At 54.0% G+C, this 26,796-nt stretch carries 15 protein-coding genes; 8 read left to right on the forward strand and 7 right to left on the reverse strand.

Annotated elements, in window-relative coordinates; all coding sequences use genetic code 11:
• The first annotated feature begins 11 nt into the window (after nucleotides 1-11).
• On the forward strand, nucleotides 12-1,271 hold the full coding sequence (locus tag CCY01nite_RS04235; RefSeq protein ID WP_146858103.1) for a replication-associated recombination protein A: 1,260 nt from the start codon (nucleotides 12-14) through the stop codon (nucleotides 1,269-1,271).
• 67 nt (nucleotides 1,272-1,338) lie between these two features.
• On the opposite strand, the gene pbpC is transcribed toward CCY01nite_RS04235, so the two are convergent.
• From pbpC to CCY01nite_RS04250, 3 genes are all read right to left on the reverse strand, one after another.
• Nucleotides 1,339-3,720, reverse strand: a complete 2,382-nt coding sequence (gene pbpC, locus CCY01nite_RS04240) for a penicillin-binding protein 1C (protein ID WP_146858105.1) — start codon at nucleotides 3,718-3,720, stop codon at nucleotides 1,339-1,341.
• Between the two features lie 85 nt (nucleotides 3,721-3,805).
• Nucleotides 3,806-9,373: an alpha-2-macroglobulin family protein gene (locus CCY01nite_RS04245; protein ID WP_146858107.1), complete on the reverse strand. Its 5,568-nt coding sequence runs from the start codon at nucleotides 9,371-9,373 to the stop codon at nucleotides 3,806-3,808.
• Nucleotides 9,374-9,403: 30 nt separating this feature from the next.
• Nucleotides 9,404-10,879: an ATP-binding cassette domain-containing protein gene (locus tag CCY01nite_RS04250; protein ID WP_146858109.1), complete on the reverse strand. Its 1,476-nt coding sequence runs from the start codon at nucleotides 10,877-10,879 to the stop codon at nucleotides 9,404-9,406.
• A gap of 155 nt (nucleotides 10,880-11,034) precedes the next feature.
• On the opposite strand from CCY01nite_RS04250, the gene CCY01nite_RS04255 reads away from it, so the two are divergent.
• The 3 genes from CCY01nite_RS04255 (at nucleotide 11,035) to CCY01nite_RS04265 (ending at nucleotide 13,622) form a co-directional block, all read left to right on the forward strand.
• Nucleotides 11,035-11,478 carry a GNAT family N-acetyltransferase gene (locus tag CCY01nite_RS04255; RefSeq protein WP_146858111.1) on the forward strand — a complete coding sequence of 148 codons (444 nt, stop codon included), beginning with the start codon at nucleotides 11,035-11,037 and terminating at the stop codon, nucleotides 11,476-11,478.
• A gap of 21 nt (nucleotides 11,479-11,499) precedes the next feature.
• Nucleotides 11,500-12,246, forward strand: coding sequence for an SMI1/KNR4 family protein (locus CCY01nite_RS04260; RefSeq protein WP_146858113.1), 747 nt, complete (start codon nucleotides 11,500-11,502; stop codon nucleotides 12,244-12,246).
• 251 nt (nucleotides 12,247-12,497) lie between these two features.
• On the forward strand, nucleotides 12,498-13,622 hold the full coding sequence (locus CCY01nite_RS04265) for a terpene synthase family protein (protein ID WP_146858115.1): 1,125 nt from the start codon (nucleotides 12,498-12,500) through the stop codon (nucleotides 13,620-13,622).
• Between the two features lie 11 nt (nucleotides 13,623-13,633).
• Here the strand turns inward: CCY01nite_RS04265 and CCY01nite_RS04270 are convergent, their stop codons facing one another.
• The 4 genes from CCY01nite_RS04270 to uvrA form a co-directional block, all read right to left on the reverse strand.
• Nucleotides 13,634-15,397, reverse strand: coding sequence for a hybrid sensor histidine kinase/response regulator (locus CCY01nite_RS04270; protein WP_186830888.1), 1,764 nt, complete (start codon nucleotides 15,395-15,397; stop codon nucleotides 13,634-13,636).
• A 175-nt stretch (nucleotides 15,398-15,572) separates the two neighbouring features.
• Nucleotides 15,573-16,283, reverse strand: coding sequence for a DUF6048 family protein (locus CCY01nite_RS04275; protein WP_146858119.1), 711 nt, complete (start codon nucleotides 16,281-16,283; stop codon nucleotides 15,573-15,575).
• Nucleotides 16,255-16,719: a DUF6452 family protein gene (locus tag CCY01nite_RS04280; protein ID WP_146858121.1), complete on the reverse strand. Its 465-nt coding sequence runs from the start codon at nucleotides 16,717-16,719 to the stop codon at nucleotides 16,255-16,257. Before CCY01nite_RS04280 ends, CCY01nite_RS04275 begins: the two co-directional genes overlap by 29 nt.
• On the reverse strand, nucleotides 16,716-19,550 hold the full coding sequence (gene uvrA, locus CCY01nite_RS04285) for an excinuclease ABC subunit UvrA (RefSeq protein WP_246129844.1): 2,835 nt from the start codon (nucleotides 19,548-19,550) through the stop codon (nucleotides 16,716-16,718). Before uvrA ends, CCY01nite_RS04280 begins: the two co-directional genes overlap by 4 nt.
• A 183-nt stretch (nucleotides 19,551-19,733) precedes the next feature.
• Here uvrA and CCY01nite_RS04290 point away from each other — a divergent pair, with 183 nt between their 5' ends.
• The 4 genes from CCY01nite_RS04290 to CCY01nite_RS04305 all read left to right on the forward strand — a co-directional run bounded on the left by CCY01nite_RS04290 (nucleotide 19,734) and on the right by CCY01nite_RS04305 (nucleotide 26,780).
• The gene (locus tag CCY01nite_RS04290) at nucleotides 19,734-20,333 is read left to right on the forward strand and encodes an RNA polymerase sigma factor (protein ID WP_186830889.1); all 600 of its coding nucleotides are present in this window, start codon (nucleotides 19,734-19,736) and stop codon (nucleotides 20,331-20,333) included.
• A gap of 81 nt (nucleotides 20,334-20,414) precedes the next feature.
• The gene (locus CCY01nite_RS04295; protein ID WP_146858128.1) at nucleotides 20,415-21,551 is read left to right on the forward strand and encodes a FecR family protein; all 1,137 of its coding nucleotides are present in this window, start codon (nucleotides 20,415-20,417) and stop codon (nucleotides 21,549-21,551) included.
• Nucleotides 21,552-21,794: 243 nt separating this feature from the next.
• A complete protein-coding gene (locus CCY01nite_RS04300) occupies nucleotides 21,795-25,181 on the forward strand; it encodes a TonB-dependent receptor (protein WP_186830890.1) in 3,387 nt (1,128 codons plus the stop codon).
• Between the two features lie 21 nt (nucleotides 25,182-25,202).
• On the forward strand, nucleotides 25,203-26,780 hold the full coding sequence (locus CCY01nite_RS04305; RefSeq protein ID WP_146858132.1) for a RagB/SusD family nutrient uptake outer membrane protein: 1,578 nt from the start codon (nucleotides 25,203-25,205) through the stop codon (nucleotides 26,778-26,780).
• Nucleotides 26,781-26,796 lie beyond the last annotated feature (16 nt).

Genomic DNA, 26,796 nt, shown 5'->3' on the forward strand with positions numbered 1-26,796 from the left:
GGTATAGCATCATGCGCGCACCATTGGCGGAAAGATTGAGACCCGCTTCCCTGAACGACCTGGTGGGACAGGAACACCTCACCGGCCAGGGCAGCATCCTGCAAAAAGCAATACAGCAGGGCAAAGTACCTTCCATGATCCTCTGGGGGCCGCCGGGCGTGGGCAAGACCACCATCGCCAATATCATCGCCAATTCCCTGCAGGTGCCGTTCTACACCCTCAGCGCCATTTCTTCCGGCGTGAAAGACATCCGCGAGGTGATCGACCTGGCCAAACAGCGCCATGCCGTGTTGTTCATCGATGAGATACACCGGTTCAACAAATCGCAGCAGGATGCGCTGCTGGGCGCCGTGGAAAAGGGCATCATCACGCTGATCGGCGCTACCACGGAAAATCCTTCCTTTGAAGTGAATGCGGCCTTGCTCTCCCGCTGCCAGGTATATGTGCTCAAACCGCTCGGCGAAGCGCAGCTCCGGCAGCTGCTGGATCAGGCCATGCAGAAAGATGAGTGGCTGGCCTCCAAAAAGATCGAGCTGAAGGAAACCGAAGCGCTCTTCAATATCGCCGGCGGCGATGCCCGCAAGCTGCTGAACCTCTTTGAGCTGGTGGTAGACACCCTTTGGGAAGAAGACCCCATCATCTTCACCAATGAAAAAGTGATGGAGATCGCGCAGCAGCGGGTGGCTATTTACGATAAAAGCGGGGAACAGCATTACGACATCATCTCGGCATTCATCAAATCCATCCGCGGCAGCGATCCGAATGCCGCCGTTTACTGGCTGGCGCGGATGATAGAAGGCGGTGAAGATGTGAAATTCATTGCGCGGCGGATGGTGATCCTCGCATCGGAGGATGTGGGCAACGCCAACCCCAACGCGCTTTTGCTCGCTACCAGCTGTTTCCAGGCCGTGAACCTCATCGGTCATCCCGAAGCCCGTATCATTTTATCGCAATGCGCTACTTACCTCGCGTCCTCGCCCAAAAGCAACGCCTCCTACATGGCTATCGGCGCGGCACAGGGGCTGGTATCGCAAACCGGCGACCTGCCGGTACCGCTCCATATCCGCAACGCCCCCACGAAGCTGATGAAGCAGCAGGGATATGGAAAAGGATATGAATACTCGCATAGTTACGAGAACAATTTCTCCATGCAGGAATATCTGCCCGATGCCATCAAAGGCACTAAACTCTATGATCCGGGGAAGAACCCGCGGGAAGATGAGCTGCGGAGGTATCTGAAGGCGCTCTGGAAAGAGAAGTACGGGTATTGATCCGGAAAACGCCGGAGAAAAAGCAGGCGGTTGCGGCCGGCCATGAAAATTACAGCATTTCATCCGGTCACTTTTCCTTCTCCAATATTTCAAACGTCTGCCGCACCTGTTCCCCATCATCATCTACAATCGTAATAACATGCTTCCCCGCGGACGGCCGCAAAGGCATCTGGTGGAAATCCGTTGTTGTACCTACAAATGCATTATCCAGGTGCCAGAAGATCCTTGCGCCGGGATGCCGGTGCGTGGCTTTGAACACCGTTTGCCCCCGCGATCCGTCCAGCTCCACGGGTACGTATATGCGTGCCTGTGGCCTCGGGTAGATCAGCTCCATCGAACGCCCCTGCTCCGTTTCCGTGATGCATCCCGGTTTCCAGGGTGGTAATGCGGCATAGCTGTGGGTAGCTTTGTAATAATGTTCCATCGCCGGCGGCAATACGAACCAGGGTTTATGCTGCATGCGGTGAGGCGGCTCACAGTCCGCCGTAACGCGGTAGCGGCCGGTGGCGTCCAGGTGTATCAGCTGGTGATACGGACAAACAGCGGAGCGCAAGCCCGCGGCGGGAACGGCCAGCATATCCGCGTCTCCGCAATATTCCCCGGCGCGGTAGCCGCTTTGCCGGCATACCGCAATATTCCGCAGTTTGGCAACCGGCGCGGGAAAAGAACCAGAGGTACGCAGCAACCGGAAAATATCGAACATCACCGGAGCGGCGGTGGAGATGCCCGTCAATCCCGGCCGGCCTTCGCCGTCCGCATTCCCCACCCATACGCCTACCACATGCTGCGGCGTTACCCCGATGGCCCATCCATCCCTGAAACCAAAGCTGGTGCCCGTTTTCCAGGCGATCCGCTTCGATGATGAAAATTGCTGCCACACAAATTCCTCACCGGGCCGCATCACTTCCTCCATCGCCTGAAAGGCATACCAGATGGCGCTTGCATCCAGCAGGCCGTATTGCGACGGCACATGCCGCGAGGGCAGCGTAACATCGGGACGGTAACCGGGAGCATGATAATCATCCGCATCGTATTTTCCGTTGTACTGTTCCAGGTGCAGCATGGTGCGGGCGAGGCTGGCATATACGCCGGCCAGCTCCCACAGCGAGGTTTCGCCGCCGCCGAGTATCATGGAGAGACCGTAATGATAAGCGGGTTTGCTCATGGTGCTGATGCCCAGCTTTCGCAGCAGCAGCAAAAAGCGCTCTGAACGGTACTGCTGCAGCATGCGCACGGCGGGAATGTTCAATGAGCGCGCCAGCGCCTGCGAGGCGGGCACTGCGCCGTCGTACCCGAGGTCAAAGTTTTGCGGAACGTATCCGCCCATCTGCGTGGGAACGTCCGCCACGAGCGTGTGCGGCAGCAGGAGGCCGTCGTTCAGCATGGCTGCGTACAGCAGGGGTTTCAGTGTGCTGCCGGGACTGCGGGGCGCCTGTATCACGTCCACATAACTTTCCATTTCAGGATCGGCGGGATCATACACATTGCCAACGTATGCCAGCGCCAGGCCGGTTTCCACGTCCAGCACCAGCGCGGCGGCATTGTTGATGCCGTTGGCCCTGAACTGGCGGTGATGACGCAGGAGGATGTCGTTCACATTTTCCTGCAGCTCGCCGTTCAGCGAAGAGCGAAGCCGTGTAGGCGCTTCCGTTGGATGCTTTTTATAGTCGGCCCGGAAACGGTCGAGCAGGTGCGGTGCGAGCTGGGGTAAGGGATGCGGTTTGTCGGGCAGCGGTTCGATGGATGACAAAGCGCAGGTGGCGCTGTCGATCGTACCGTTTTGCCAGAGTTTTTTCAGCAGATCATTTCGTTTACGCATGAGCGTTGTACGGTTCCTGCCCGGATGGATCAGCGCGGGGCTGTTCGGTAATACGGCCAGGGTAGCCGTTTCGGCCCATGAAAGCTGGTTGGCGTTCCGGCCATAGTAGCGCCAGGCCGCCGCTTCCAGCCCTACTACGTTTCCGCCGAAGGGTGCATTTCCGGCGTATAAAGCAAGGATACTTTTCTTTGAACGGGAGAATTCCAGTCTGGTGGCCATCAGCATTTCTATCGCCTTTTGCCACAGGTTGCGTGGTTTGTTGCGATAGAGGCGGACCACCTGCATGGTAATGGTGCTCGCGCCGCTGACCACGCGGCCGCCGGAAATATTCTGCCGGATGGCTCTGCCGAGTGAAAGGGGATCTACGCCCCAGTGGTAATGAAAACGTTTGTCCTCATACGCCAGAATGCATTTTTCAAACTTCTCGGGCACCTGTTTGTCCGCCGGAAAGCGCCACTGCCCGTCAGATGCGATAGTGGCGCCGAGCAGTTCGCCTTTGCTGTCTTCCAGCACGAAAGACGTAGGTGAAAGAAAGAGCTTGCGGGGCAGCATGAAATAATAAGCGATCAGCAGCACCGCGAGGATGCCTAACCGCCATTTTCGTTTGATCGCCCATTGTTTAAAGCGCATCCATTTCATAATCTGCTATCGCAACAGCGCCGGAGCATGTACTCCGGCGCCCTGTTTTTAGTTTTTACCTGACACGCTATTACAGCTACTTCACCACTTCCACCCATCTGCCGGGTGCAAAAGCATGTATCGTATTATCGTACATCGCTTCGCAGGAAACGGCCGGAAGGTAGTACCTGCCCAGGTAAGCGGCATTCAGCAATACCTGGTAAGTCACTGTTTTATTCTCTTCAAGATTGAAATATGTGTACACTCGGTCATCGCGGATATCACGGTAAGTGTAGGGCGATGAACGCATGGTGCTGTCGTTGCCCATGAGGCGGGTATTGATGATCTCCCAGCCGGAAGGGAATACCTGCGTGAGCGCCATTTGCTCGTAGTAGCCGCGCCTGCCGGGATTCTTCAGCGTAACAGTGGCCACGAAGTCTGTTCCCTGCTTCAGCTGTTCCGGGTCCAGCGCCTGGCCGTTCCGGCTGTTGTACTGCACCTGCATGTTCAGCACGTCCGGGTTGTTTTCCGCGTAAGGATTGGTGCCTGCTTCCGGCTGGCCTTTGAGGATCAGGCGGGCGTACAGTACATTCTGTCCTTTGTTCTGCAGCTGTACATGGCCGTCTGTTCCCTTGAACGCCACCGGCGTCTGCGATACATATGAATTGCTGCTCACATTCCCGTTCGCGCCGTTCAGGCGGTAGGTGAAGGTCATCTTTCCCCCGGCCTTGTTCACACCGCAGAACTTCGCTACGGCGATCAGCGCGAATGCGGTGGTCTGGGTGCTGTACCAGTCGTTCTGCCCGAGGCGCGCCGCTATCTGCCGGAGCAGTTCATTGGCGGTGTTGCGCTGGCCCATGATGGTGAGCGTTTCCAGGATCATGGCCTTGTCACGCAGATCGGAGCCAAAAGTTCCGCCGAGTTGCGTATATGGCTGCACGTTAGTGCTCAATCCTTTGATAAGGCTGTTGGCTGCTTCCGTCTGCCCGGCCAGTTTATAAGCACCCGCCAGGCGCCATTTTGCGGCGACGGACAAATACTGGAATTCTTTCAGGCGGTTCATGGCGCCCAGCTCGGGTGTTTTGGCCATGGCCAGCAGGTATAACCGGTACGCCTGTACGAGGTCGCCGCCGATATAGTTATAGCTGCTGGGGCTCCAGCTTACGGCTTTGTTGCGCTGGAATTTCTTCCAGAGATCCAGGAACCCCGCCGGCAAAGCGTACCCCTTCGCCTGCGCTTCCAGCATAAAATGGCCCACATAGTTGGTGCTCCATTCGTCCGCCTCACTGGCGCCGGGCCAGTATCCCAGCCCGCCGCTCGTCAGCTGAAAACCTTTGAGCCGGTTCAGCCCCGCTTTCACGTTCCTGTCGATCTCCGCGGTTTGCTTCTCGCCAAGGTCCATCAACTGCGACAAAGCCAGCTGGGGAAACACGGAAGAAGTGGTTTGTTCCACGCATCCGTGCGGGTATTGAATGAGGTATTCCAGCCGTTTGCCAAGGTTCATGGCGGGAATGGTGGACACTTCCAGCACGCCGCTGTTGGTGCCGGGCATGCCCACAGCATTGAACGCCGTGTTCCAGGACGCGCCGGGCTCCAGCGTTTGCTCCATTACGTTCGTGAGGTAAGGATTCGGGTTACGCACGTCCAGCTCCACGTTTTCTTCCGCGCTTTCCTTGCCGCTGCTGGCCGTGATCTTGAACTTGCCAATGCCTACCTGCGACCGGATCTTCACATCAAAATAAACCATCTGCTCGCCGGGCTGCGGGAAGCTCACCTCTTTCGTGCTTTCGCCCAGCACTTCAAAGAAGGCGTTGGAGGAAAGCGTTACCCTGGCTTGCCGCACCTGCGGTTCCAGGCCGAAAACGGTTACCGGCAGCTGTAGGGTTTCACCGGGACCGAGCACTCTCGGCACGGTGGCGAGCAGCATCAGCGGTTTCTTCACGGCGGCGGTCTTCTCCGCGGAACCGTAAGCGCCCTCCTGGCCTGCTACTACCATCGCCTTCACGGAACCGATGTAAGGCGGCAATTTGAATTTATGCGTTTTCTTTTCTCCCTTCCGCAACGCGAACGGCCCCATGAATTTCACCACCGGTTTGAAGCGGTTGGCTTTGGCAGCGCTGGCGTTTTTGTCCAGCCCCTCGTCACCACCGATGCTCAGGATACGCTCCAAATCAGCACCCCAGGCGCCCAACACATAATCGAACAGGTCCCAGGTTTTCACGCCGAGTGCTTCCCGCGCATAGAAAACACTATGCGCGTCGGGCGTTTTGAAGCGCGTGAGGTCCAGCAAACCTTCGTCCACCACCGCGATCGTATAGGTCATGGCTTTGCCGTTGGTTTCGGACACGGTGATGGCCGTTTCTGTTTCCGGGCGCAGCGTGGCGGGCAGGCTCACAACGGGTTTGAGAATGGTATTCGGATCTTCCACCAGCACGGGAATAGTGCCGTACATGCGGATGGGAAGGTCGTTCGCTGTTTGTGCATGCGGTTGCAGCAGGCTAACGTTCACGTATATATTCGGCGCCATGCTCTTGTCCGCTTTGAAGCGGTACACGGTCTGCCCCTTCTCCGTTTTGATCCAGTCCGTTTTCAGCACCTTGCTGCCGGACTCGATGCTGATCAGCCCGCGGCCGCCTTCGCTGCTGGGGATGGTCAGGGTTATTTCTTCTCCTACATTATATTTCTCCTTGTTGGACGTAAATACGAGCATGGCGGCTTCCGCGGGATTCTCCTTTTGCAGGCGCTCCGCGAAAGTGGGCCAGTCGATGTACACGGACTGCCCCGTTACGTGACCGCTCTCCGGATCTTTTACCCGCACCAGGTAGCGGCCCCACTCCGGCTGCCGGATCATCAGCGGGTACATGCCTTTGCCGCCGCGCAGGGTGACGGTTTTCCTTTCAAGCAGCTGGTTATAATTGTCCTGCGTAAAATTGCTGAGGTCATTTTCATTTTCATCCCACCACCAGCGCCAGCGTACTTTGTACAATTCCACTTCCACATCGCGGGTGCCGCCTTTCAGCTTGCCGTTCGCATCCACGTTCACAATGCTCACCTGGTGCACTTTGTCCGTTACCAGCATGCCGGTGAGGCGGTCGCCTTCCGGTGCGCTGACCCCCACATAGGAATCGAACACATGGTAAGGCATGGAAAAATGATCGATGCTGAAATCGCCACCCGGCTCAAATACTTTCACTTCAAAGTTGGCCCGCAGTACGCCCGGCGCGCGTTCACCTACCGGGATGCTCGCCGTCACCGGCGCCGCGCCGCTTTCATTCAGCGGTCCGTCGAAAATGGTTTTGTTCTCCGTGCTGAACCGCGTGGTGGGGTCATCAAAATGATACCCGTCGAATTTCGGGAAAGCGGTGGCCTGCGAGCGCAGGGATACATCTACTTTCGCTTTGAGACTTTGCGCCGGGGCGCCGAAGAGCCAGGCGGCGGACAGGGTGCCGCGTGGATTTTCATCTTTTATCAATGCCTGCTGGTTGCCGAAATCCAGCTTTACTTTCAGCCGGTTGGGTTTCACCGTTTCAATGCGGAGGTTCTTCGTAAACACGGCACCGCCTGCTTTCACCTTTGCCAGCCAGCTGCCGGTGGGCGCTTCCGCTTCGGTGACCGTATGGAAATTATAGAATCCGTTCAGTGATTCATGCTGATGGATGCGTTTGTAAAGCTGGCCTTTCGGATTGTACAATTCAAGCGTAAGCGGGTGGTTCGGCGGCAGCTTGCTGTCTTTATCTTCCAGGAGGAAAGTGAGATACAGGGAATCGCCAGGGCGCCATACACCGCGCTCTCCGTACAAAAATCCTTTCATCCCTTCCTGCACTTCTTCTCCTTTTACGTCAAAGCGGCTCAGAGGCAGCGAGCTTCCGTCATCCAGCTTTAAATATCCTCTTTCATTTTCACGCTTCGCGATCAGCAGGTAGGGCTTGCGTTTCAGCTCGAAACGGGCGAAGCCGTCGCCATCGCTTTTGGTGCTGAATATTACTTGCTGCTGATAGTCGAGCAGCTGCAATTCCACGCCGGACAAAGGTTTCGCATCGCGTATATCCGTTACCGCTACCAGCATACTGTTGTCATTTCCCCGTTTGGCGATCAGCCCGATGTTGGAGGAAATGATATTGCGGGACGCCCATCTTTGTTTGTTATAGTAGGAATTGGTGCAGGGATCATCGCGGTCTGACCAGCTGTAGCCGTAAGGATAGTAGCTGTCGTACCGCCGCCAGAAAGCATCATCCTCATCAATTTTTTCTCCGTAATAATAACCGTCCTCATCGCTATTTTCCTCCTCCTCTTCTTTATCATCTGTTCCTTTGCAGGCGTACACCGCATAGTCTTTCCGGAAACCGATGGTTACGCGATAAATGGCGCCGGGCTCGGTTTTGACGAGATTTTCCAGGTCGAGGCTGAACCTTGTGCGTTTGTGCAGGTTCAGCGACTTGTCCGCATCCAGCCGGATCGTTTTCTGAACAACGGGCCTGGCTACACGCCGGAGCTCTTCATCGCCATTAAGGTTATTGCGTTGCAGATATTGGGGGATGTTATTCTCGTAGATCCGCATCACCATTACGTCCACCGCTTTCAACCCCACCGCTTCAAACGGCATCGCCAGCTTGCCGCTTTGCGGCATGATCACGCCTTTGCCGGGAATGCTGACGGAGGGCAGGCGGTTTTCGAAATTGACGCTGGCGGAAAATGTTTTGCCGAGCCTTTCATCGAATGCATTGAGAACGCCTTCGTTCACCACGATGGAATAATTGCCTTCCAGCCTGTCCGGCGCATACACACGCACTTCGCTGCCGTCTACCGTGTAGCGCAGCTCGCTCACACCGCTGATACCGATCAGGCCGTCCAGGTTCTGGCTGGCGTTGATGGGGTCGGAGAACTGCACCAGCACGCATTCTTCGGGATCATACACCGGCTTGATGTCCAGCACCTTGAAATCGCCGATGGCCGGCACTTCCACCGCTTTCGCATCTTTCTTATCCGCGCCGATGGACTGCCCGTTCCAGGCGATTTCCAGCTGCTGCGCTTTCTGCGCACGGGCGATGTTGCCGATGGTGAACCGGTAGCTGCGGTTGGCTACATCATGCTGCCAGGTGATATTTGTTTTGGCGCCGGGATATTTTGTGGTGATGATCTTTTCCACGGCCTGCACGTCTTCCGCATCCGCGGTGAACACCATGCCGGTGAAGGTCATGCGGTCCCCGCTGGCGCCAGCGGACCGGAGGCCCATCAGCTCCACATCGAACGACGGCTCGATCACCTGGAAATCAAATTCGAATTTTTTCAGATCGGCCGGAACGTCCATCACTTTACCAAGACGAAAAACGGCTTCATATTTTTTACCGGGTTCCAGATTCTGGTCCGGCCGGAACTCCACGGTGGTGGCATCCAGCCAGTAGGCTTTCCCTTTAATGGAAGGCGAGAAGGAAAAGATACCTTCTTCCAGCGGTTCATTCTGTGTATGCGTTACGTTTACATCTCCCGCAAGCTGTACGCGGATGGCGCTTTGCTTTGATATGATCCCGGACGTATAGGCTTCTATGTACTTTGCAAAAGCCGGGTTCATCTCTTTTGCTTTAGTGCTGCATGCTACGATGATGGCAGTCAGCCCGAGGCTTAACAACAGGTAGGTCAGGATCAGGTACCGTTTGTTCAGGTGCATAATGAGGTTTTTAGTAAGGATGTATTAAAGTTATATCATTTTGCCATTGCTGATGCGCAAAAAGTTGTTGACGCATTCGGGCAGCTCTTCCACGTAATGCGTTACGTAGATGAGGGTTACGGGGATATGTTTGCACAGGGTTTCTATGACCTGTGAAAAATGATTTTTCTGATGTGCGTCGAGGCCCTGGCAGGGCTCATCGAAGATGAGCAGCGGCGGATTCTTCACCAGCGCACGCGCGAGGAGCACCAGCCGTTGCACGCTGGCGGGCACCTGTTTGAAAGGCGCGTCCGCATATTGCGCGATCTCGAGCACCTGCATCCATCCCCGCGCTTTCTCCAGTTGCGCCGGCGTACATGCGCGCACGTAGCCGATGGTATCGAAGAAGCCGGAGCCTGTTACCTGCAGGCAGGTGGCGGCGGAAGAAAAATACTGGTGCAGCTCGGGGGAAACAAAACCGATCTTTCGCTTGATGTCCCATATGCTTTCGCCGCTGCCGCGCTTGCGGTCGAACAGCGTGATCCTGTTGGCGTAGGATTGCGGATTGTCTGCATTGATCAGGCTCAGCAGCGTGGATTTGCCGGAGCCGTTATGTCCCAGCAAGGCCCATTTTTCGTTGGGGCGGATGGTCCAGTTGATGCCGTCGAGGATCGTGTTCTCACCATATTTTACATGGATGTTTTCCATCTGCACGATCGTTTCAAAGGATTCGGGCACCCTGTCCGCCGTGAGCTTCCGGATCAGCTGCGGGTCCACTTCCAGCGCGGAGAACGTACTTTCCTCCTCCCGGTATTGCGCCAGGAATGCCTCGCGGGTATAGCTCCCCGCAACGCGCCCGTCTTCCAGGTGCAGCACGTGGGTGATGCTTTCGGGTATCTCGCGGGGCGTGGTCACCAGCACGATGGTGGCGCCGGACTCGATGGCGTGGTCCACGATGCCGTGAAAAGCCAGCCTCGACTGCACGTCCAGCCCCATGAAAGGGTTGTCCAGCAACAGCAGGGAAGGTTTTTGAAGAAGGGCTTTGGCGATCATCACGCGGCGGGTTTCGCCGTTGGACAGCTTGATGAGTTCTTTTTTCAGCAGCGGACGGATGTTCAGCGGTTCCAGCAGGGGGTCGCCGGACTGGCCGTCCAGGTATGCCTCCACAGTAGGTGCGTCCGATGCGTCCATGCTGTTGAAGCGCTGCTGGTAGTAGAAATCGGTGGTATGCGAAAGGTTGCGGAAATCGTGGTGATGCCCCACCAAGGCTATGAGGCGGCGGTAATTAAAATAGGGGTCTGTGATGCTATGGGTTTCGCGGTAGCGGTCATAATAATGGTGTACCACGCGGCCGTTGATCACGTTGTTCTTTCCCAGGATGGTATTGAGCAGGCTGGTTTTCCCCGCGCCGCTGCCGCCCACGATGGCCCAGTGCTCGCCGGAGCGGACCTCCCAGGTGAGCCCGGTGAAGAGGGTTTTATCAAGATTGCGGACGGTCACGTGCTCAAGGGTCAGAAATGGCTGCATATTTCAGGAATGTTTGATCTGATGGTTTCCGGGGGGCTAATTTCGGCATCCTGCACCAGAAATCATATCTCCGGGCCTGATTATTTTGCCAACTGGTGCGGAGAGCGGAAAAAGAGGCAAAAAGGTTTGCAAAAATATCGTACCTATGCAACGGTATGATCCAATGGCAAGTGAAGACATTCGGGGAACTGAGCCTTGACGAGCTTTACCGGCTGCTCCGGCTGAGAAGCGAAGTGTTTGTGGTGGAGCAGCATTGTCCGTATCTGGACATGGACAACAGCGATCAGCAGGCACTGCACGTATCCGGGTACACAGCGGAAGGTCTGGCGGCATATACGCGCCTGTTCGCACCGGGCGTCAAGTCGGACATGGCGTCCATCGGCCGGGTGGTCACCGCACCGTTTGCGCGGGGAAGCGGGCTGGGTAGGCAGCTGATGGAACGGTCCATCGCAGAAGTGAAAGCGCAGTGGGGCGATACGCCGATCAGGATCAGCGCGCAGCTCTACCTTCAAAAGTTTTACGAATCACTGGGTTTCATCAAAAAAAGCGACGTATACCTGGAAGATAATATACCCCATATCGAAATGGTAAAAACATAGTATTCAATTTAAAACAGTAACATGACACCACTCGAACAGCTCAAGACGATGCTGCCTGAAAGGTATCACACCTACAAGAACGAAGAATATACGATCGAGTTGATGCCCGGACTATCAGATGAGGAGATCGATAGCGTAGCACGCCAGCTCCCTGGCAGGCAGGTCCCCGCCGAGATCCGGGAACTGTTGCAATTCACCAGCGGATTTTTATTTTTCGGCCTTGACGCTATTACGTTTGATGGCGTGAGGGAATTTGATATGCTCAACCTTATCCCTTTCCCGGTACGCCTGGCGGGAGACGGTTATGGCAATTATTTTGTGGTGGACGTGGACAGAAGCGGCAAATGGGGGCCCGTACTCTATGTGCTCAATGATCCGCAGGTGATCATCAAACATTCCGAGAATGTAACGGAGTTCCTGCAGGACATTCATGCTTTCGGTAAAAGGACCGGCGCTTCCACGCTGGACGTTATTCATAACTCCACCATGGAAGACATCTGGGAGCGGAACAACGGCTTCATCACCCACGAAGACGCCCGCTATTCCAATGATCCGCAGCTGGAAGCCTTCGCCCGGCAGATACCCCGCCATTACATGATCGCGGACCTGCGGGATAAAGCAGTGCGCTCCGGTTTTGCCTGGGGCAAATTCGGCACCAACATGCGCAATGCGATCCGCGACCGGGAAAACCTGATCTGGGGCATTGAACGGAAACCGCCGCAGCAGCGGAGACCGCCGTTCAACAACCGGCAACGTTCGTTCAGATAAAATCATAAAGCGCCTCCGGGCGCTTTTTTTATGCCCCTTCCGCATCAGCATAACACGTTTAGATCATTTTTACTAAACACGTTTTTTACGTCAGGCAGCATATCAGCTACTTTTATATTAAACTAAACCCTATCTGAAATTTGCCCGCAATCCAGCCGCAGGCGGTCGTCAACATCATTGTCCAAATGCGTAACTTATCATTGGTTAACAAGCTGTTAACCTTTGATTTTCCTCATTTAAAACCAAATGTTATGCAACACCATCATGTGAAAGAAACCACCAGGGAAACACTGGAAAGGGTAAAAAGCGAGTATTCCCAATTAGTTAAGACTACCACATTTTCCCTCCAGGAGCTGTTCAACTCCGCGGACTTCCGGCTGGAAGAGCACTGTAAAACCTATCAACCCCATCCGGGTAGCGAGCAGTTAACAAAAGAAGCCCGGGCTTTCGGGGAGCAGTACGGCATCTGGCTGGACAATGCCAAACATTACATCAGCTGCGTCCTCTTCGTTTTTCCCAATGCCACTTACGAAAGAATGGCGGCCATGGTAAAGAACAATGCCATTGATTACTACCTGAACGACACCATGGGCAGGGACGTTTTCTGCTACCTCAGCCCCCGGCAGCAGCTGAACGCCCGGCACCTCATCTACCGGATGTCCTGCATAGACGAAACGCTCGATACGGTAGACAACGCCCATCCATTAGAGCTGGCCAATGCGGCGATCCTGAAAGACATTCGTGAAACGTCCACCACGGAATGGTTCACGCAGTTCCTGAAGCTGTACAACCATCATATTGCGGTGACGCATAAGGACTGCAATGTGGCCGGCCTCGGGTTCATTCCGTCGGTGGATAAATACATCGAGATGCGCAACCACACTTCCGGCATGCCGCACATCGTGATGCTGGTGGAATACAGCACCGGCGTGTTCCTGGACTGGCAATGGCTGGCCCGCATAAAAGTAGTGCAGCGGATGAAGCGCATGCACAGGGCCGCTGCGCTGATCGGCTGCCTGATGAACGACCTGTTTTCGTTCGAGAAAGAAGTGATCGACAACGATTCGGATTCCAACCTGCTGATGTCTGTGGCGATGAACAACCCGGACATGTCTCTTTCCGATGTGATCCAACATTCCGCCGGCATCGTACGGGATCTGCTGGTGGAGTACATGGAGCTGTCCGCGCAGATCGAAAATAAATGCCGTCAACTGCCCGCCAGTGAAGCGGTGATGGTGAGCAAGCTGCGCATACACCTCGCGGACCTGGACAGAAGCGTGCAGGCCAGCTGGACCTGGCAGGTGTACACGAAGCGTTTCAAGCGGTTTGATTCCATCTGGGAAGAAACACAGCTGGCAACGCCGGTAACCGCGTAATGTAATGAAGATTATTCCAGTAACTCCTGGCTGTTATGATGCAGGTGCGCTTTCAATACCTTGATCAACGAACTGTAATTGATTGGTTTTTCAATAAAAGCATCAGCTCCTGCCTTGATAAAGGCGTCCCGCGTTTCCGCATAGGCATCACCGGTTGAGATAATTACTGGAATATCTTTCAGCTCCGGCGTACGTTTCAGGTACAGCAAGGTTTCCTCGCCGTCCATGACCTCCATATGGTAGTCCATAATAATGATGTCCGGGATGTGCTTTTCCACCTGTACGATCAGGTCCTGCCCGTTCTTCACCCATATGGTATTGCAGCCGATGTGGCTGAGCAGGCGGCAAAGCAGCTGCGCGTTCAGCTCGTTATCTTCCGCCAGCAGTACGTGAATGTTGCCAAGACCGTCCAGCGTTACATCTTCCTCCGGCTCCGGCAGAATATCGCCGGTACTTCCTTCCTGCATGGGAAGCACTACGGTGAAAACGGTTTTATCTTCCCCGCTGTCCACCATCACCGTTCCACCCATGGCGGTTACTTTTCCTTTTACAATGTAAAGCCCCAGGCCGGTGCCTTCGATGTATTTGCTTTTGTCGGTCACGAAGGGATTGAATATCTGCTCCTGCTTTTCGGGCGGGATCACGGGGCCTTTGTTGCTGAATTGCAGGCTCCACCGCGTGCCGGCGCCCTGGATGTGCAGGTGCACCGTCGTATTTCTATCGGCATACTTGATGGCGTTCGCGAGCAGGTTGGTGGTCACCTGGTGTATCTTGAGAATGTCGTCGTGCAGCACGGCCGGCATTTGCGCGAAGGTGAGCTTCAGGTGGATGTTCCGCGTTCTGGCGATGACCTTGTTCACTTCTATGATCCGGGTGAAGAACTGCTCAACCAGGAAGCTTTCCTTTTCGGTGACTTCCATCATGCCGGATTCTATCTGCGCCATGTCCAGCACATTATTAACGATGCTCCGGGCATTCTTGATAGCGTCCAGCTGCTGGTCTACCAGTGTTTCAACGGACTTCAGCCGGTCATCCAGCCGTATCTCCCGCTTTAACAGCTGGGCTACACCGTAGATGGCGTTCAGCGGCGTTCTGATCTCGTGCGTGACCTGGTGAACGAAGATCCTTTTGAAGTAGTTGGCTTTTTTCAATTCTTCGTTGGTGTCATTGCTTTTGATATATGGCCGGCTCACAACGATGATCAGCAGCAGGATAGCGCTGATGATCATGGTATGCATCAGGAAAGCGGTGTTATAGCTGAGCGGGATAGGTGTAAACCATTCAAAATAATAACTGGTTTCAATGAGCGCCAGTGTAAGAATGGCGGCAACAAGACAAATCCGCCGCAGCCTGTCGTCTTTGAATATCAGGTAGATGATCGATATCAGAAAAATGATCATGGCCTCCAATGCCACCACATTGCTCAGCAATATGCTGAAATACATGATGGAAGCGCACTGCACGAGGTATACTGTGAGGCTGGCGGCGAGGTATTTTCTTTTGAAGTTGAGGATGACAACGGAAAACGTGATGATGAAATCGAGGATGACCGGGCCGAGGATAATATCCCACCGGTCCGTCAGCGCCAGGAATACCGGCGTGATAGCGATCAGCAGCATACAAATGGAAACGCTGATGGCATTGACGATGAAAATGCGCCTCCTGGTGTCATCATCCTGAATACCTCCGGTGCCCGCGTTCAGCAGCCATGAAAATATCTTTCGTATTCTTTTCGGGATAACTTTCGCCAGCAAACCGGCAGATGTAACAGCCATAAAGTTCATAGAACATTAAGAAATAGTTGTAGGGTATTTTTATTCTTTATCCAAGCTAAAATTGACAAACTAAAAGGGTTCTCGTTCGTACCTGTATTAAAAATACAGTATTTATCAATCCAGCGGATATTTAATTTTAACGGGAATTACGCAAATATGTTTGTGTTGATAAGGTTTACAAAGTTACGGCCTGTTTCACTTTCCATATCGGGAACAAATAAGATATGGTGTATTGCATGTCGAACGCGCTTCCTTTATATCCTTTCCCGAAGCCGGGGATCACCAGCGGCGGGAAGTCCCGCTTCGCCAGCTTGTTATTGATGAGAATGCGTTCATGCAGGCTCCATCCAAGATAGAAATTCTTCAGCACTTCCACTTTGATGCCTACCGTCAGCTCCACCCAGTGCGCCATGGCGTTCGTTTTAGGATAGCTGCCTTTGGTGTTGCCCCAGTAGTCGTTGTAGATGGTGTATTCCGGCACTTCGTAGCTGAACAGCGCCAGGCCGTAACGCATGCCGCCGTAGATCATGAAGTTCTCGCGGGGCACCTGTTTCTTCAGCAGGTTATAGTTTGCGCCGATGGTCAGCGAGATGCCGTTGCCTTTGTAGGTGTAATTGGTATCTGAATGGGAGGTGTTGTTATAGCCAAGCTCCGAAGCGATGTACAGGCGGTCGTTATACCGTCCGTCCAGCGTTACCGTTACATCGGTGCGGTATGGCTGGAAAGCTTTTACCGCGAACCGGGTAAGGTCCAGCCCCACACGAACGCCGGCGGGCACGGCCACCTTTACCTCCGGCAACGAATCCTTCTTGGGGGATTGCGCGCTGGCGGCAAGGGCCTGCAGCAACAGCAGGGCGCTAAAAATGGAAGGTAAGGTTCGTTTCATTGCCGGTTGTTACGTTATGGTTGCGTACCTGTATGGATTGGAGAACGTTCGTGGTATGAATGATCGTGTCCAGCGTAAAATAAGTGGCGAACCCGCAGCCGGCGGACACAAAGTGCGGCTGGCGGCGGTAGCGGAAAATGAGCGTGTCCGCAATGCGCGTGGAATCCGTCTGGAAATAGAAACGGCTGCTGTCCGCCGTTCTGTCCAGCGAAAACTGGATGCCGCTGGTGGGATTTTTCGCATAGATGCTGTCGTCTTCCTTGCCGAAAGCGTAAAGGGTGACCTTTGGCATGGTGGTGTCTTTCTCCACGTTGTTCAGCACATACCGGAAGTTCGCGCGCAGCTCTGTGCGCACGTCCACATCACATACCTTGGTATCGTCGTCACAGGCCGCCAGGCAGGTGAGGGCGCATATCATCAGCAGGGCATATCTCATTGCTTCAGTTCTTTTTTCAAAAATATGGCGGTGTGGCTGTCTTTGCATTTGCTGACTTCTTCGGGCGTGCCGGCGCAGAGTATCTGGCCGCCGCCGTTACCGCCTTCCGGCCCCAAATCTACTACCCAATCCGCAACTTTCACTACGTCCAGGTTATGTTCTATCACGAGCACGGTGTTGCCTCTTTCCACCAGCTTGTTCAACACGTTGAGCAGCAGCTGGATGTCCTGGAAATGCAACCCGGTGGTGGGCTCGTCCAGGATGTAAATAGTTTTGCCGGTATCTTTTTTGGACAGCTCGGTAGCTACCTTCACCCTTTGCGCCTCGCCGCCCGAGAGGGTTACGGCGGACTGACCAAGGGTGATGTAACCCAGACCAACGTCCTGCAAGGTTTTGATCTTGCGGTAAAGATAAGGTACGGGCTGGAAGAAGTCTACCGCCTCTTCCACCGTCATGTCCAGCACATCGGAAATAGATTTGCCTTTGTAGCGGATTTCCAGTGTTTCGCGGTTATAACGGCGACCGTTACACTTTTCGCAATGCACATATACATCCGGCAGGAAGTTCATTTCTATCACACGCACGCCGGCGCCTTCGCAAACGTCGCAGCGGCCGCCTTTTACGTTGAAAGAAAAACGGCCTGCGTTGTAGCCCCTGATCTTTGCTTCGGGCACCGCGGCGAACAGCTGCCGTATCTCCGTGAAGAAACCGCAGTAGGTAGCGGGGTTGCTACGCGGCGTGCGGCCTATCGGGGACTGGTCTATCTCTATCACCTTATCCAGTTCCTCCAATCCCTTGATGCTTTTGTAAGGCATCGGCACGAGTTTGGAATCGTAAGCGTGGCGGGAAAGGATGGGATATAATGTTTCGTTGATGAGCGTGGATTTTCCGCTGCCGGATACGCCGGTCACACAAATGAAAGTGCCGAGCGGCAGCTTCAGGTTGACGTTCTTGAGATTGTTGCCGGTAGCGCCTTTCAGCTCCAGGAACTTGCCGTTCCCCTTTCTTCTTTTTTCCGGCACGGCGATCTCGCGGATACCGTTGAGATACCCCGCGGTGGCGGTGTTCAGCTTGAGCATTTCCTTCGGTGTGCCCTGCGCCACGATCTGCCCGCCGTGTATGCCGGCGCCGGGACCGATATCAATGAGATGGTCCGCATGCAGCATGATATCCTTATCATGCTCCACCACGATCACGGTGTTGCCCATTGTTTTCAGATTGCGCAGCGCATCGATGAGGCGCATGTTGTCCCGCTGGTGCAGGCCGATGCTCGGCTCGTCCAGGATATAGGTGATGCCCATCAGCTGCGAGCCGATCTGCGTGGCGAGGCGGATGCGCTGGGATTCCCCGCCGCTGAGCGTGCGGGTGGCGCGGTTGAGCGTCAGGTAGGTGAGGCCCACGTCCAGCAGAAAGCTGAGGCGCTCGCGGATCTCCTTCAGCACGTCTTTCGCGATGGTATTCTGTTTATTGTCCAGCCGCTTTTCCACGTCGGAGAACCATTCGGCCAGCCTGTTCAGGTCCATTTCGCCCAGTTCGGAGATATTTTTATCGTCCACTTTGAACATGAGGCTTTCCCTTTTCAGGCGGGAGCCGTTGCATTCGGGGCAGGTGGAGAGCTGCATGAAGCTCTCTGCCCAGTTGCGCACGGCGTCGGACGATGTATCATTGAAATAGCGGCGCACCATGTTCACCACGCCTTCGTATTCTGTTTCGTACATCTGGGCGCCGTTGTCGTCGAAGCCCATGTCCACTTCCAGCTTGCCGTTCTCGTCGCCGTAAAGCAGCACGTTCATGGCTTTCTCGGGTATTTTGCTGATAGGCGCGGAGAGCGAGAACTTATATTTTCTGGCGAGCTGCTGTACTTGTTTGAAGGTGAAAGTATCGCGCGCCTCGCCGAGGGGCACCAGGCCGCCTTCGTTGATGGACTTGCTGGTGTCCGGCAGCACCTCTTCCATATTGATCTGGTAGATGGTGCCGAGACCCTTGCAGCGCGGGCAAGCGCCGTATGGCGAGTTGAACGAAAAAGTGTTGGGCGATGGTTCTTCGTAAGAAATGCCGGTGTCTTCACACATCAGCTGACGGCTGTATTGCGATACCTTGCCGGTATCATGGTCCATCACGAACATCAGCCCCTTGCCCATCTGCAGCGCTTTCTGCACGCTCTGGCTGATGCGCACACGGGCATCTTCCTGCACCTGGATGCGGTCTATCACCAGCTCGATGTCGTGGATCTTGTAACGGTCTACCTGCATGCGTTCCTTGAGGTCCATCACTTCTCCGTCTACCCGCACTTTCAGGTAGCCCTGCTTGCGCATCTGTTCGAACAGCTCGCGGTAATGCCCTTTACGGCCGCGTACCACCGGGGCGAGGATCACCAGTTTCTTTTTAGGGAACCGGGAAAAGATGTGCGCCATGATCTCTTCTTCCGAAAAGCGCGTCATGCGTTTGCCGGTGTTGAAGGAATAGGCTACGCCGATGCGGGCGTACAGCAGGCGGAGGAAGTCATATATCTCGGTGATGGTCCCTACGGTAGAGCGGGGATTTTTGTTGGTCGTTTTCTGTTCGATGGAAATAACCGGGGAAAGGCCCATGACCTTGTCCACATCCGGCCGTTCCATATCGCCGATGAACTGGCGGGCGTAGGCGGAGAAGCTTTCCATGTACCGGCGCTGCCCTTCCGCGTAAATGGTATCGAACGCCAGTGACGACTTGCCGCTACCGCTGATTCCCGTTATGACCACCAGGCTGTTCTTGGGTATCTGGATGTCCAGATTCTTGAGATTATGCTCCCTGGCGCCGTAAACCTCTATTTTCTCGTCACTTTGAGCCACCGGAGCGGGTTTTCCTGTAGTTTGTTGCTTTTGCTTTGCCATATAGTTCTCCGAACACGAAATTCAAGGTATCAAAAATACGCTTTTTTCGGGTGGGATCGGCATTTTGAGGGGATTGGTTTTGTGCCGGTTGCACATTAACGTGATTTAACTAAATTTATGTCAAAATCGGGATGGGCGAGATTGACTGAGAGTTTCCAACATAATGAAAAAGAACTATTACGATTGATGGCGGCAGGCGATGAGGCCGCCTTTCGTCGTTTCTTTGACCATTATGCCCCATCCATCTTCACCCTGGTGGAACGCCTCACCCGCTCGCGCCCGGATACGGAGGAAATTTTGCAGGACACTTTCATGAAGATCTGGTCGATGCGGGAAAAGCTGGCGGACATCGGGCAGCCAGGGCACTACTGCTATGTGATCGCCCGGAATATGGCGATGGACCGCCTGCGGAAGTTCGCACGGGAAAAGACATTGCAGAACAGCATCCGGGAGATGTTCCCTCAAAGCCACGATCACAGCGCCGAAGCCGCGATGATCTCCCGCGATTACCAGCTCCGGCTGAACGAAGCCCTGCAGCAGTTGCCCCCCAAACAGCAGGAGGTTTACCGCATGAGCCGGGAGAACGGCCTGAGCCACGAAGAAATATCGGAGCAAACCGGACTTTCCAAAAGCCGGATCAACAACATTCTCGTTGCCGTGCTCAAACATATAAAATCCCGGCTCGGACTGCCGTCCGGCCTCACGATCCTCGGCGCCATGGCGCATTTTTTCCATCGCTGAATTTTTTTTTGATAAAAACGGTTATTGCTGCTTCCGGGGAACGTCTATATTCAGGCGGGCGATAAATCCCCCTTTTCCAACATGCCAGTTACCGACAGATTACGCTATCTGCTACGCAGTTATATCGATGGCAGCTCCACACCGGCAGAGCTGCAGGAGCTTTCTGACCTGCTGCCCACCGTGGAAGACGATGTGCTGGAGGAATTGGTGGATGAGGAGTATGAAGTGATCAAACTGCTCGGCGCCAGGCAGGATGCCGACTGGAATCGCTTATTTAATAACATTGTCCGCTCTCCCCGCAGCCGCTCCCGCTGGTGGCAATATGCCGCTGCCGCAGCCGTAGTGCTGGGTATCGCCGGCAGCGCGTACTATTTTGCACAGCGCCCGGAAAAAGAAGCCGCTCCCCTTACGCAATCCACGCCTGTTGAAGTACAGCCTGCCCGCTCAGGCGCGGTGCTCACGCTTTCCAACGGTCAGCAGATCGTGCTGGACAGCGCAGCGGACGGCAACATCGCCAGCCAGGGAAGCACACAGGTTTCCAAGGTGAACGGAAGACTGGTGTATTCCAGTGCGGATGCATCCTCCAGAGAAATAGTCTACAATACCGTGTCTACTCCCCGCGGCCGGCACTTTCAGCTGGAGCTGCCGGATGGCACCAGGGTTTGGCTGAACGCCCTTTCATCCCTGAAATATCCGAATGTTTTCAACGACGGGGAACGCAGCGTAACCTTACAGGGAGAAGGTTACTTCGATGTCGCCAAAGATGCCGCGAAGCCTTTCCGGGTAAAAGTAAACGGGCAAACCATAGAAGTACTCGGCACCGGGTTTAACGTGCAGGCCTACACCAGCACCATCGTCACTACGCTGATCGAAGGCGCGGTGAGCGTAAACAACGGCAATAGCCGCACAGCGCTTAAGCCAGGCCAGCAGGCCGTTTCAAACGATCAATCCATACAGGTCCGCCCTGCGGATATGCAAAAGGCCGTTGCGTGGAAAGAAGGCGAGTTCCGCTTCCGGAGCGATGATATGAGTAATATTATGGACCAGCTATCACACTGGTATGATATAGATGTGAGATATACCGGCAAACTGCCGGAAAAGCGCTACAGTGGTAGTATCAGTCGCCACGCCAAAATCGAAGAAGTGCTGGAAATGCTGCACGTATTAACAGGCGCCCGTTTTGAACTGAAAGACGCCGAACTAACTGTTATACTTTAATTAAAAAAACAAAAAACTACGTTATGACATGATGAAATGCCACCATTAAAGCAAATCCACGTATGGGCCTGAAATGAAAAACGGAAGTGTTTGCAGCACTCCCGTTGATTAAGGGTCATTCATAAACCTTTTGAGCAATTTATTTTAACACCTTAAGTGTTCCAAGTTATGATTTCCTTTTTGTTCAGCAAAATAAGGAGGGGGCGATGTCTATGCCCGCTATTTTGCAAAATTATCCTCGTTATGAAGTTAACGGCTTTCCTCTTTTTGATAATGATTGCCGGTGCCAGCGCCAAAAGCGTGGCCCAGAAGATCACCTTTTCTTTCCGGCAGGCCACGCTGGAAACGGTATTTTCAGAAATTGAAAAACAGGCAGGTATCCGCTTTTTGTACAACGACGACGTGGTGCACAATGCCGGACCGGTTACCCTGCAGGTAAAAGAGGCTGCCATCGATGATGTGATGCAGCTGCTCACCCGAGGCCGGGAACTCAACTACCGGATGGTGGCCGGCACCATCGTTGTTTTGCGCAACGGCGCATCCGCGACTGCCGTGGCAGACAGTAGTATCACCGGCACTGTAAAAGGCCCTGACGGCAGCCCCCTGCCTGGCGCCTCCGTGAGTATTAAAAGCAAACCCGGCACCGGTGTGATCACCGATGCAAATGGCCGCTTCAAATTAAACGCCGGTAGAAACGCTACGCTCGTTGTTTCCTACGTGGGAATGCAATCGAAGGAAATAGCGTTGAACGGGAAAACCAGCCTCCATATCTTGCTTGAACAATCCGATTCAAAGCTCAATGAAGTACTGGTCGTAGGTTATGGTACCGTAACCCGTAAAGACCTGACCGGCTCCGTAGCGTCCGTGAATATGGAAGACCTGAATAAAGCACCCGTCGCTTCTTTTACCGAAGCGCTCGCAGGCCGTGTGGCCGGTGTACAGGTCAATTCCGCGGATGGACAGCCCGGCGTTGAACAGAACATCGTGATCCGTGGCGCCAACTCCCTCACACAAAACAACGCGCCACTTTATGTAGTAGACGGCTTCCCGATAGAAGACATACAGGCCGCCGCTTTGAATAACGAAGACATCGAATCGATCAATATCCTGAAAGACGCATCCGCCACCGCCATTTATGGCGCCCGCGCGGCAAACGGCGTTGTAGTGATCACCACCCGGAAAGGCAAGACCGGCAAACCGGTCATCAATTTCAGCACCTCACAAGGCTTTCAGTCCATTCGCAAAAAAATGGACATGATGGACCCGTATGAGTTCGTGGAATACAATTATGAGCTCAAACCCGCCGTGACCGACCAACGATACCTGTCCGGATACGGCAGGACCCTCGAAGACTACCGCGGCGTTGCCGGGCTCGACTGGCAGCAGGAGATCCTTGCCAATACGCCCATCACCAGCATGTATAATTTAAGCATGCGCGGCGGAAACGCGGATACGAAATACACCCTCTCCGGTGCGCTGTTCGATCAGGACGGCATCCTGCGCAATTCCGGGTATAAGCGTTACCAGGGCCGTCTCGGGATCGATCAGAAAATCAGTTCCAAAGTAAAAGCCGGTGTAAGCATCAACTACAGCCATATCGCCAGAAACGGTCAGCCGGTCGCTCAGCCGGAATCCAACACCAACCAGTCGACCGCCCTGCTATACAGGGTTTGGGGCTACCGGCCTGTTGCAGGTGCACCCATCAATCTGCTGGAAGAAGAAACCGATGAAGAAGCGCTGACCAACAACGAGATCAGGCTCAACCCTGTGATCACGAACGATAACGAGTTCCGGCGTAACAAGCTCACAGATATTATTGCCAATGCTTACCTGGAGATTGCGATCACACCGCAACTGACCTTCCGCACCACCGGAGGTTTGAATAACCGCTTGCAGCGCAGCGAGGCATTCTTCAATTCAAAGACCACACAGGGATCACCCAAGAACCCGATGAACACACGCGGCCAATGGGGCTCCGTTATTACAACACAGCGCAACATCTGGAACAACGAGAATACGCTCACTTACGATCGTAAGTTTGCAAACGGTCATCGTATGAACGTTATCGGCGGTTTCTCCATGCAGGGTATTACGGGTGGCTCTAATGGTTCCGCAGCAACGCTCGTACCCAATGAAGAACTGGGTATAGACGGCCTCGATGAAGGCGTTCCATATTCCGTGACCGCCAATTCCACCCGCTCGGCGCTGGTATCTTTATTCGCACGCGCCAACTACAACATCGGTTCACGCTTCCTGTTTACCGCTACGATCCGTGGAGATGGTTCTTCCCGTTTCTCTTCCGGCAACAAGTGGGGGTATTTTCCGTCAGGCGCTTTCGCCTGGAATCTTGGAGAAGAAAATTTCATCCGCGACCTCGGGTTCGTTTCCTCTGCTAAAGTACGCACCAGCTATGGTGTTACCGGCAATAACCGGGTAAGCGATTTCGCCTATCTCGCCAGCCTGCTGATGCCCGTCCGTTACGCTTACTCATTCGGGAACGGCACCCCTACCAATGGCGTGATCCCCGGTGACGCAGGCAACGCCGGACTCAGATGGGAAAGCACCCGCCAAACCGATCTCGGTATAGACATCGGCCTTTTTAAAGAAAGGATCAATCTCACCGTTGACCTGTATCGTAAAAATACGGTAGACCTGTTGCTGAACGCAGATGTTCCATTCACCACCGGGTATGGGAAAGCATTCCGCAATATCGGCGAGATCAGGAACGAAGGCCTGGAGATCGCGCTCAATACCGTAAACATACGCACCAAAAAATTCAGCTGGGAAAGCTCGTTCAATATCAGCTTTAACCGCAACAGGATTGAAGCATTGAATGCAGACCAGCAAAACCTTTTCGGGTTCGTAACGGTGTTTACGCAATACAATAACGCTGCGTTGTACCTGTCACAGGTAGGCCAGCCAGCGGGCATGTTCTACGGTTATATTTATGACGGGGTATATCAATACGACGATTTCATCAAAAACAATGATTCCTATACGCTGCGCTCCGACAGGCCGGATAATGGTAACGACCGCAGCACGATACAACCCGGAGACATCAAATACCGTGATCTGAACGGAGATGGTACGGTAGACAGCTACGACCAGGCGATCATCGGCAACGGTATCCCCCTGCATGTAGGAGGCTTCACCAACAACTTCACCTGGCGGAATTTCCAGTTGAACACCTTGCTGCAATGGTCTTACGGCAACAACATCTACAATGCCAACCGCCTGTTCTTCGAAGGCAATTCCCTGCTCATCTCCGATCTGAACCAGTACAAAAGCTATACAAACCGCTGGTCTCCGGAAAATCCAACCAATGCCAACTTCCGTGCCGGTGGCCAGGGCCCGGCGGGCCGCCATTCTTCCCGCGTTCTGGAAGATGGTTCCTACCTGCGTTTAAAAACCGTTTCGCTGGGATACAATGTTCCGGCAAAGGTGATCCGCAGGCTGCATCTGCGCGCATTGAACGTGAACGTGGCCGCGCAGAATCTCATTACCTGGACGAACTACTCCGGTATGGACCCGGAAGTATCCGTTCGTCACAGCGTACTTACACCTGGCTTCGATTACTCGGCGTATCCGCATGCGCGCACCATCGTGTTCGGCCTGAAAGCCACTTTGTGAACGAATTAAAAATTATTGATGATGAAATCCACCACTTTCATATTTATCCTGTTAGCAGCGATGGCAGGCACATCCTGCAAAAAACTGCTGGACACGAAACCGACCGATTTTCTATCCCCGGTAAATTACTATCAAACGGACAAGCAGCTTGATTTCGCATTGGCAGCGGTTTACGACGTGATGGGCGATGCCGGTTTTTACAAGCAGATCTATACCGCACGTATGGGCAATGAAGCAGACGATGGGTTCTATTTCCGCAATACCGTGATCGCCGGCGTGCAGGTATATAATTTTTCCCCGACAGACAATGACGTACAGAATCTCTGGCAATCGTTATACGATGGCATCAACCGCGCCAATATGCTGCTGGCGGCCATCCCCAACGCCGCCTCCGCCTCTGACTCGGCGAAGTCGCGCATAAGAGGCGAAGCATTATTTCTGCGCGGATACTATTACTTTATGCTGGTGCAACACTGGGGCGGCGTTCCACTGATCACCGAGCCTACCACTTCCGTGAATAATGTAGACATTGCCAAATCTACTATCCGCGAAGTATATACGCAGATCCTGAAAGATATGGAAGAAGCAGAAGGCCTCGTGCTCAGCTCTCCCGCAGCGATCACGGCCGGCCGCGTCAATAAATCCGCTGTACGCGGACTGCTGGCAAGGGTCAATCTCTTTATGGCTGGTTATCCCTTACAGGAAACCGCACGTTATACCGCGGCACGCGACTGGGCGCTAAAGATCATGGACGATATGGAAGCAGGCCACCGGCTGAACCCCGACTATCAGCAGATTTTCATCAACTACGCGCAGGATAAATACGACATCAAAGAAAGTATCTGGGAAGTGGAGTTCTGGGGTAATAATACCAATGCCTATAATGAAACCGGATGCGTAGGCGCATGGCTCGGCATACAATCCTCCGATCAATCTATCGGTGTAGGATACGGTTTTGTCAATGCAACTTCGCGGCTGTATAAGTTATATAACGAAAATGATCTGCGCCGCGACTGGAATATTGCGCCGTTCTCCTATTCCGGCACTACCAAGGTGGCCAAAGCCTCCACACCGGCCAGCGCCCTTTGGACGCGCAACTGCGGGAAATTTCGCCGCGAGTATGAAACACTTACGCCCAAATCCAATAATGCAACCCCGCAAAACATGCCGCTGCTACGCTATTCAGACGTGCTGCTGATGTTTGCGGAAGCAGACAATGAAGTAAACAAACAGCCCTCCGCGAGAGCCTTTCAGGCGCTCAACGAAGTGCGCCGCCGCGCTTTCGGCAAATTATTACCGGACGCTACCAACATTACGGAGTTTGATATTTCTGGTCTGGACTATGAATCATTCCAACAGGAGATCAGGGACGAACGTTCCCGGGAGCTGTGCTTTGAGCTGTTCCGCAAGCAAGACCTTATCAGATGGGGCATTTTCATCACCAACATGAAAGCGATCGAAAACATGGTATCGCTGGAAGCATCCGGGCAATATTATTCGCTGGCGTTCCGCAACGTATCGGCCCGGCACCTGCTCTTCCCGATCCCCGCCAGGGAACTGGCACTGAACAAAGCCCTTCGTCAAAATGATAATTGGTAATCATCAATATGATCTT

It is taken from the genome of Chitinophaga cymbidii (genome assembly GCF_007992715.1).
Classification (GTDB): domain Bacteria; phylum Bacteroidota; class Bacteroidia; order Chitinophagales; family Chitinophagaceae; genus Chitinophaga; species Chitinophaga cymbidii.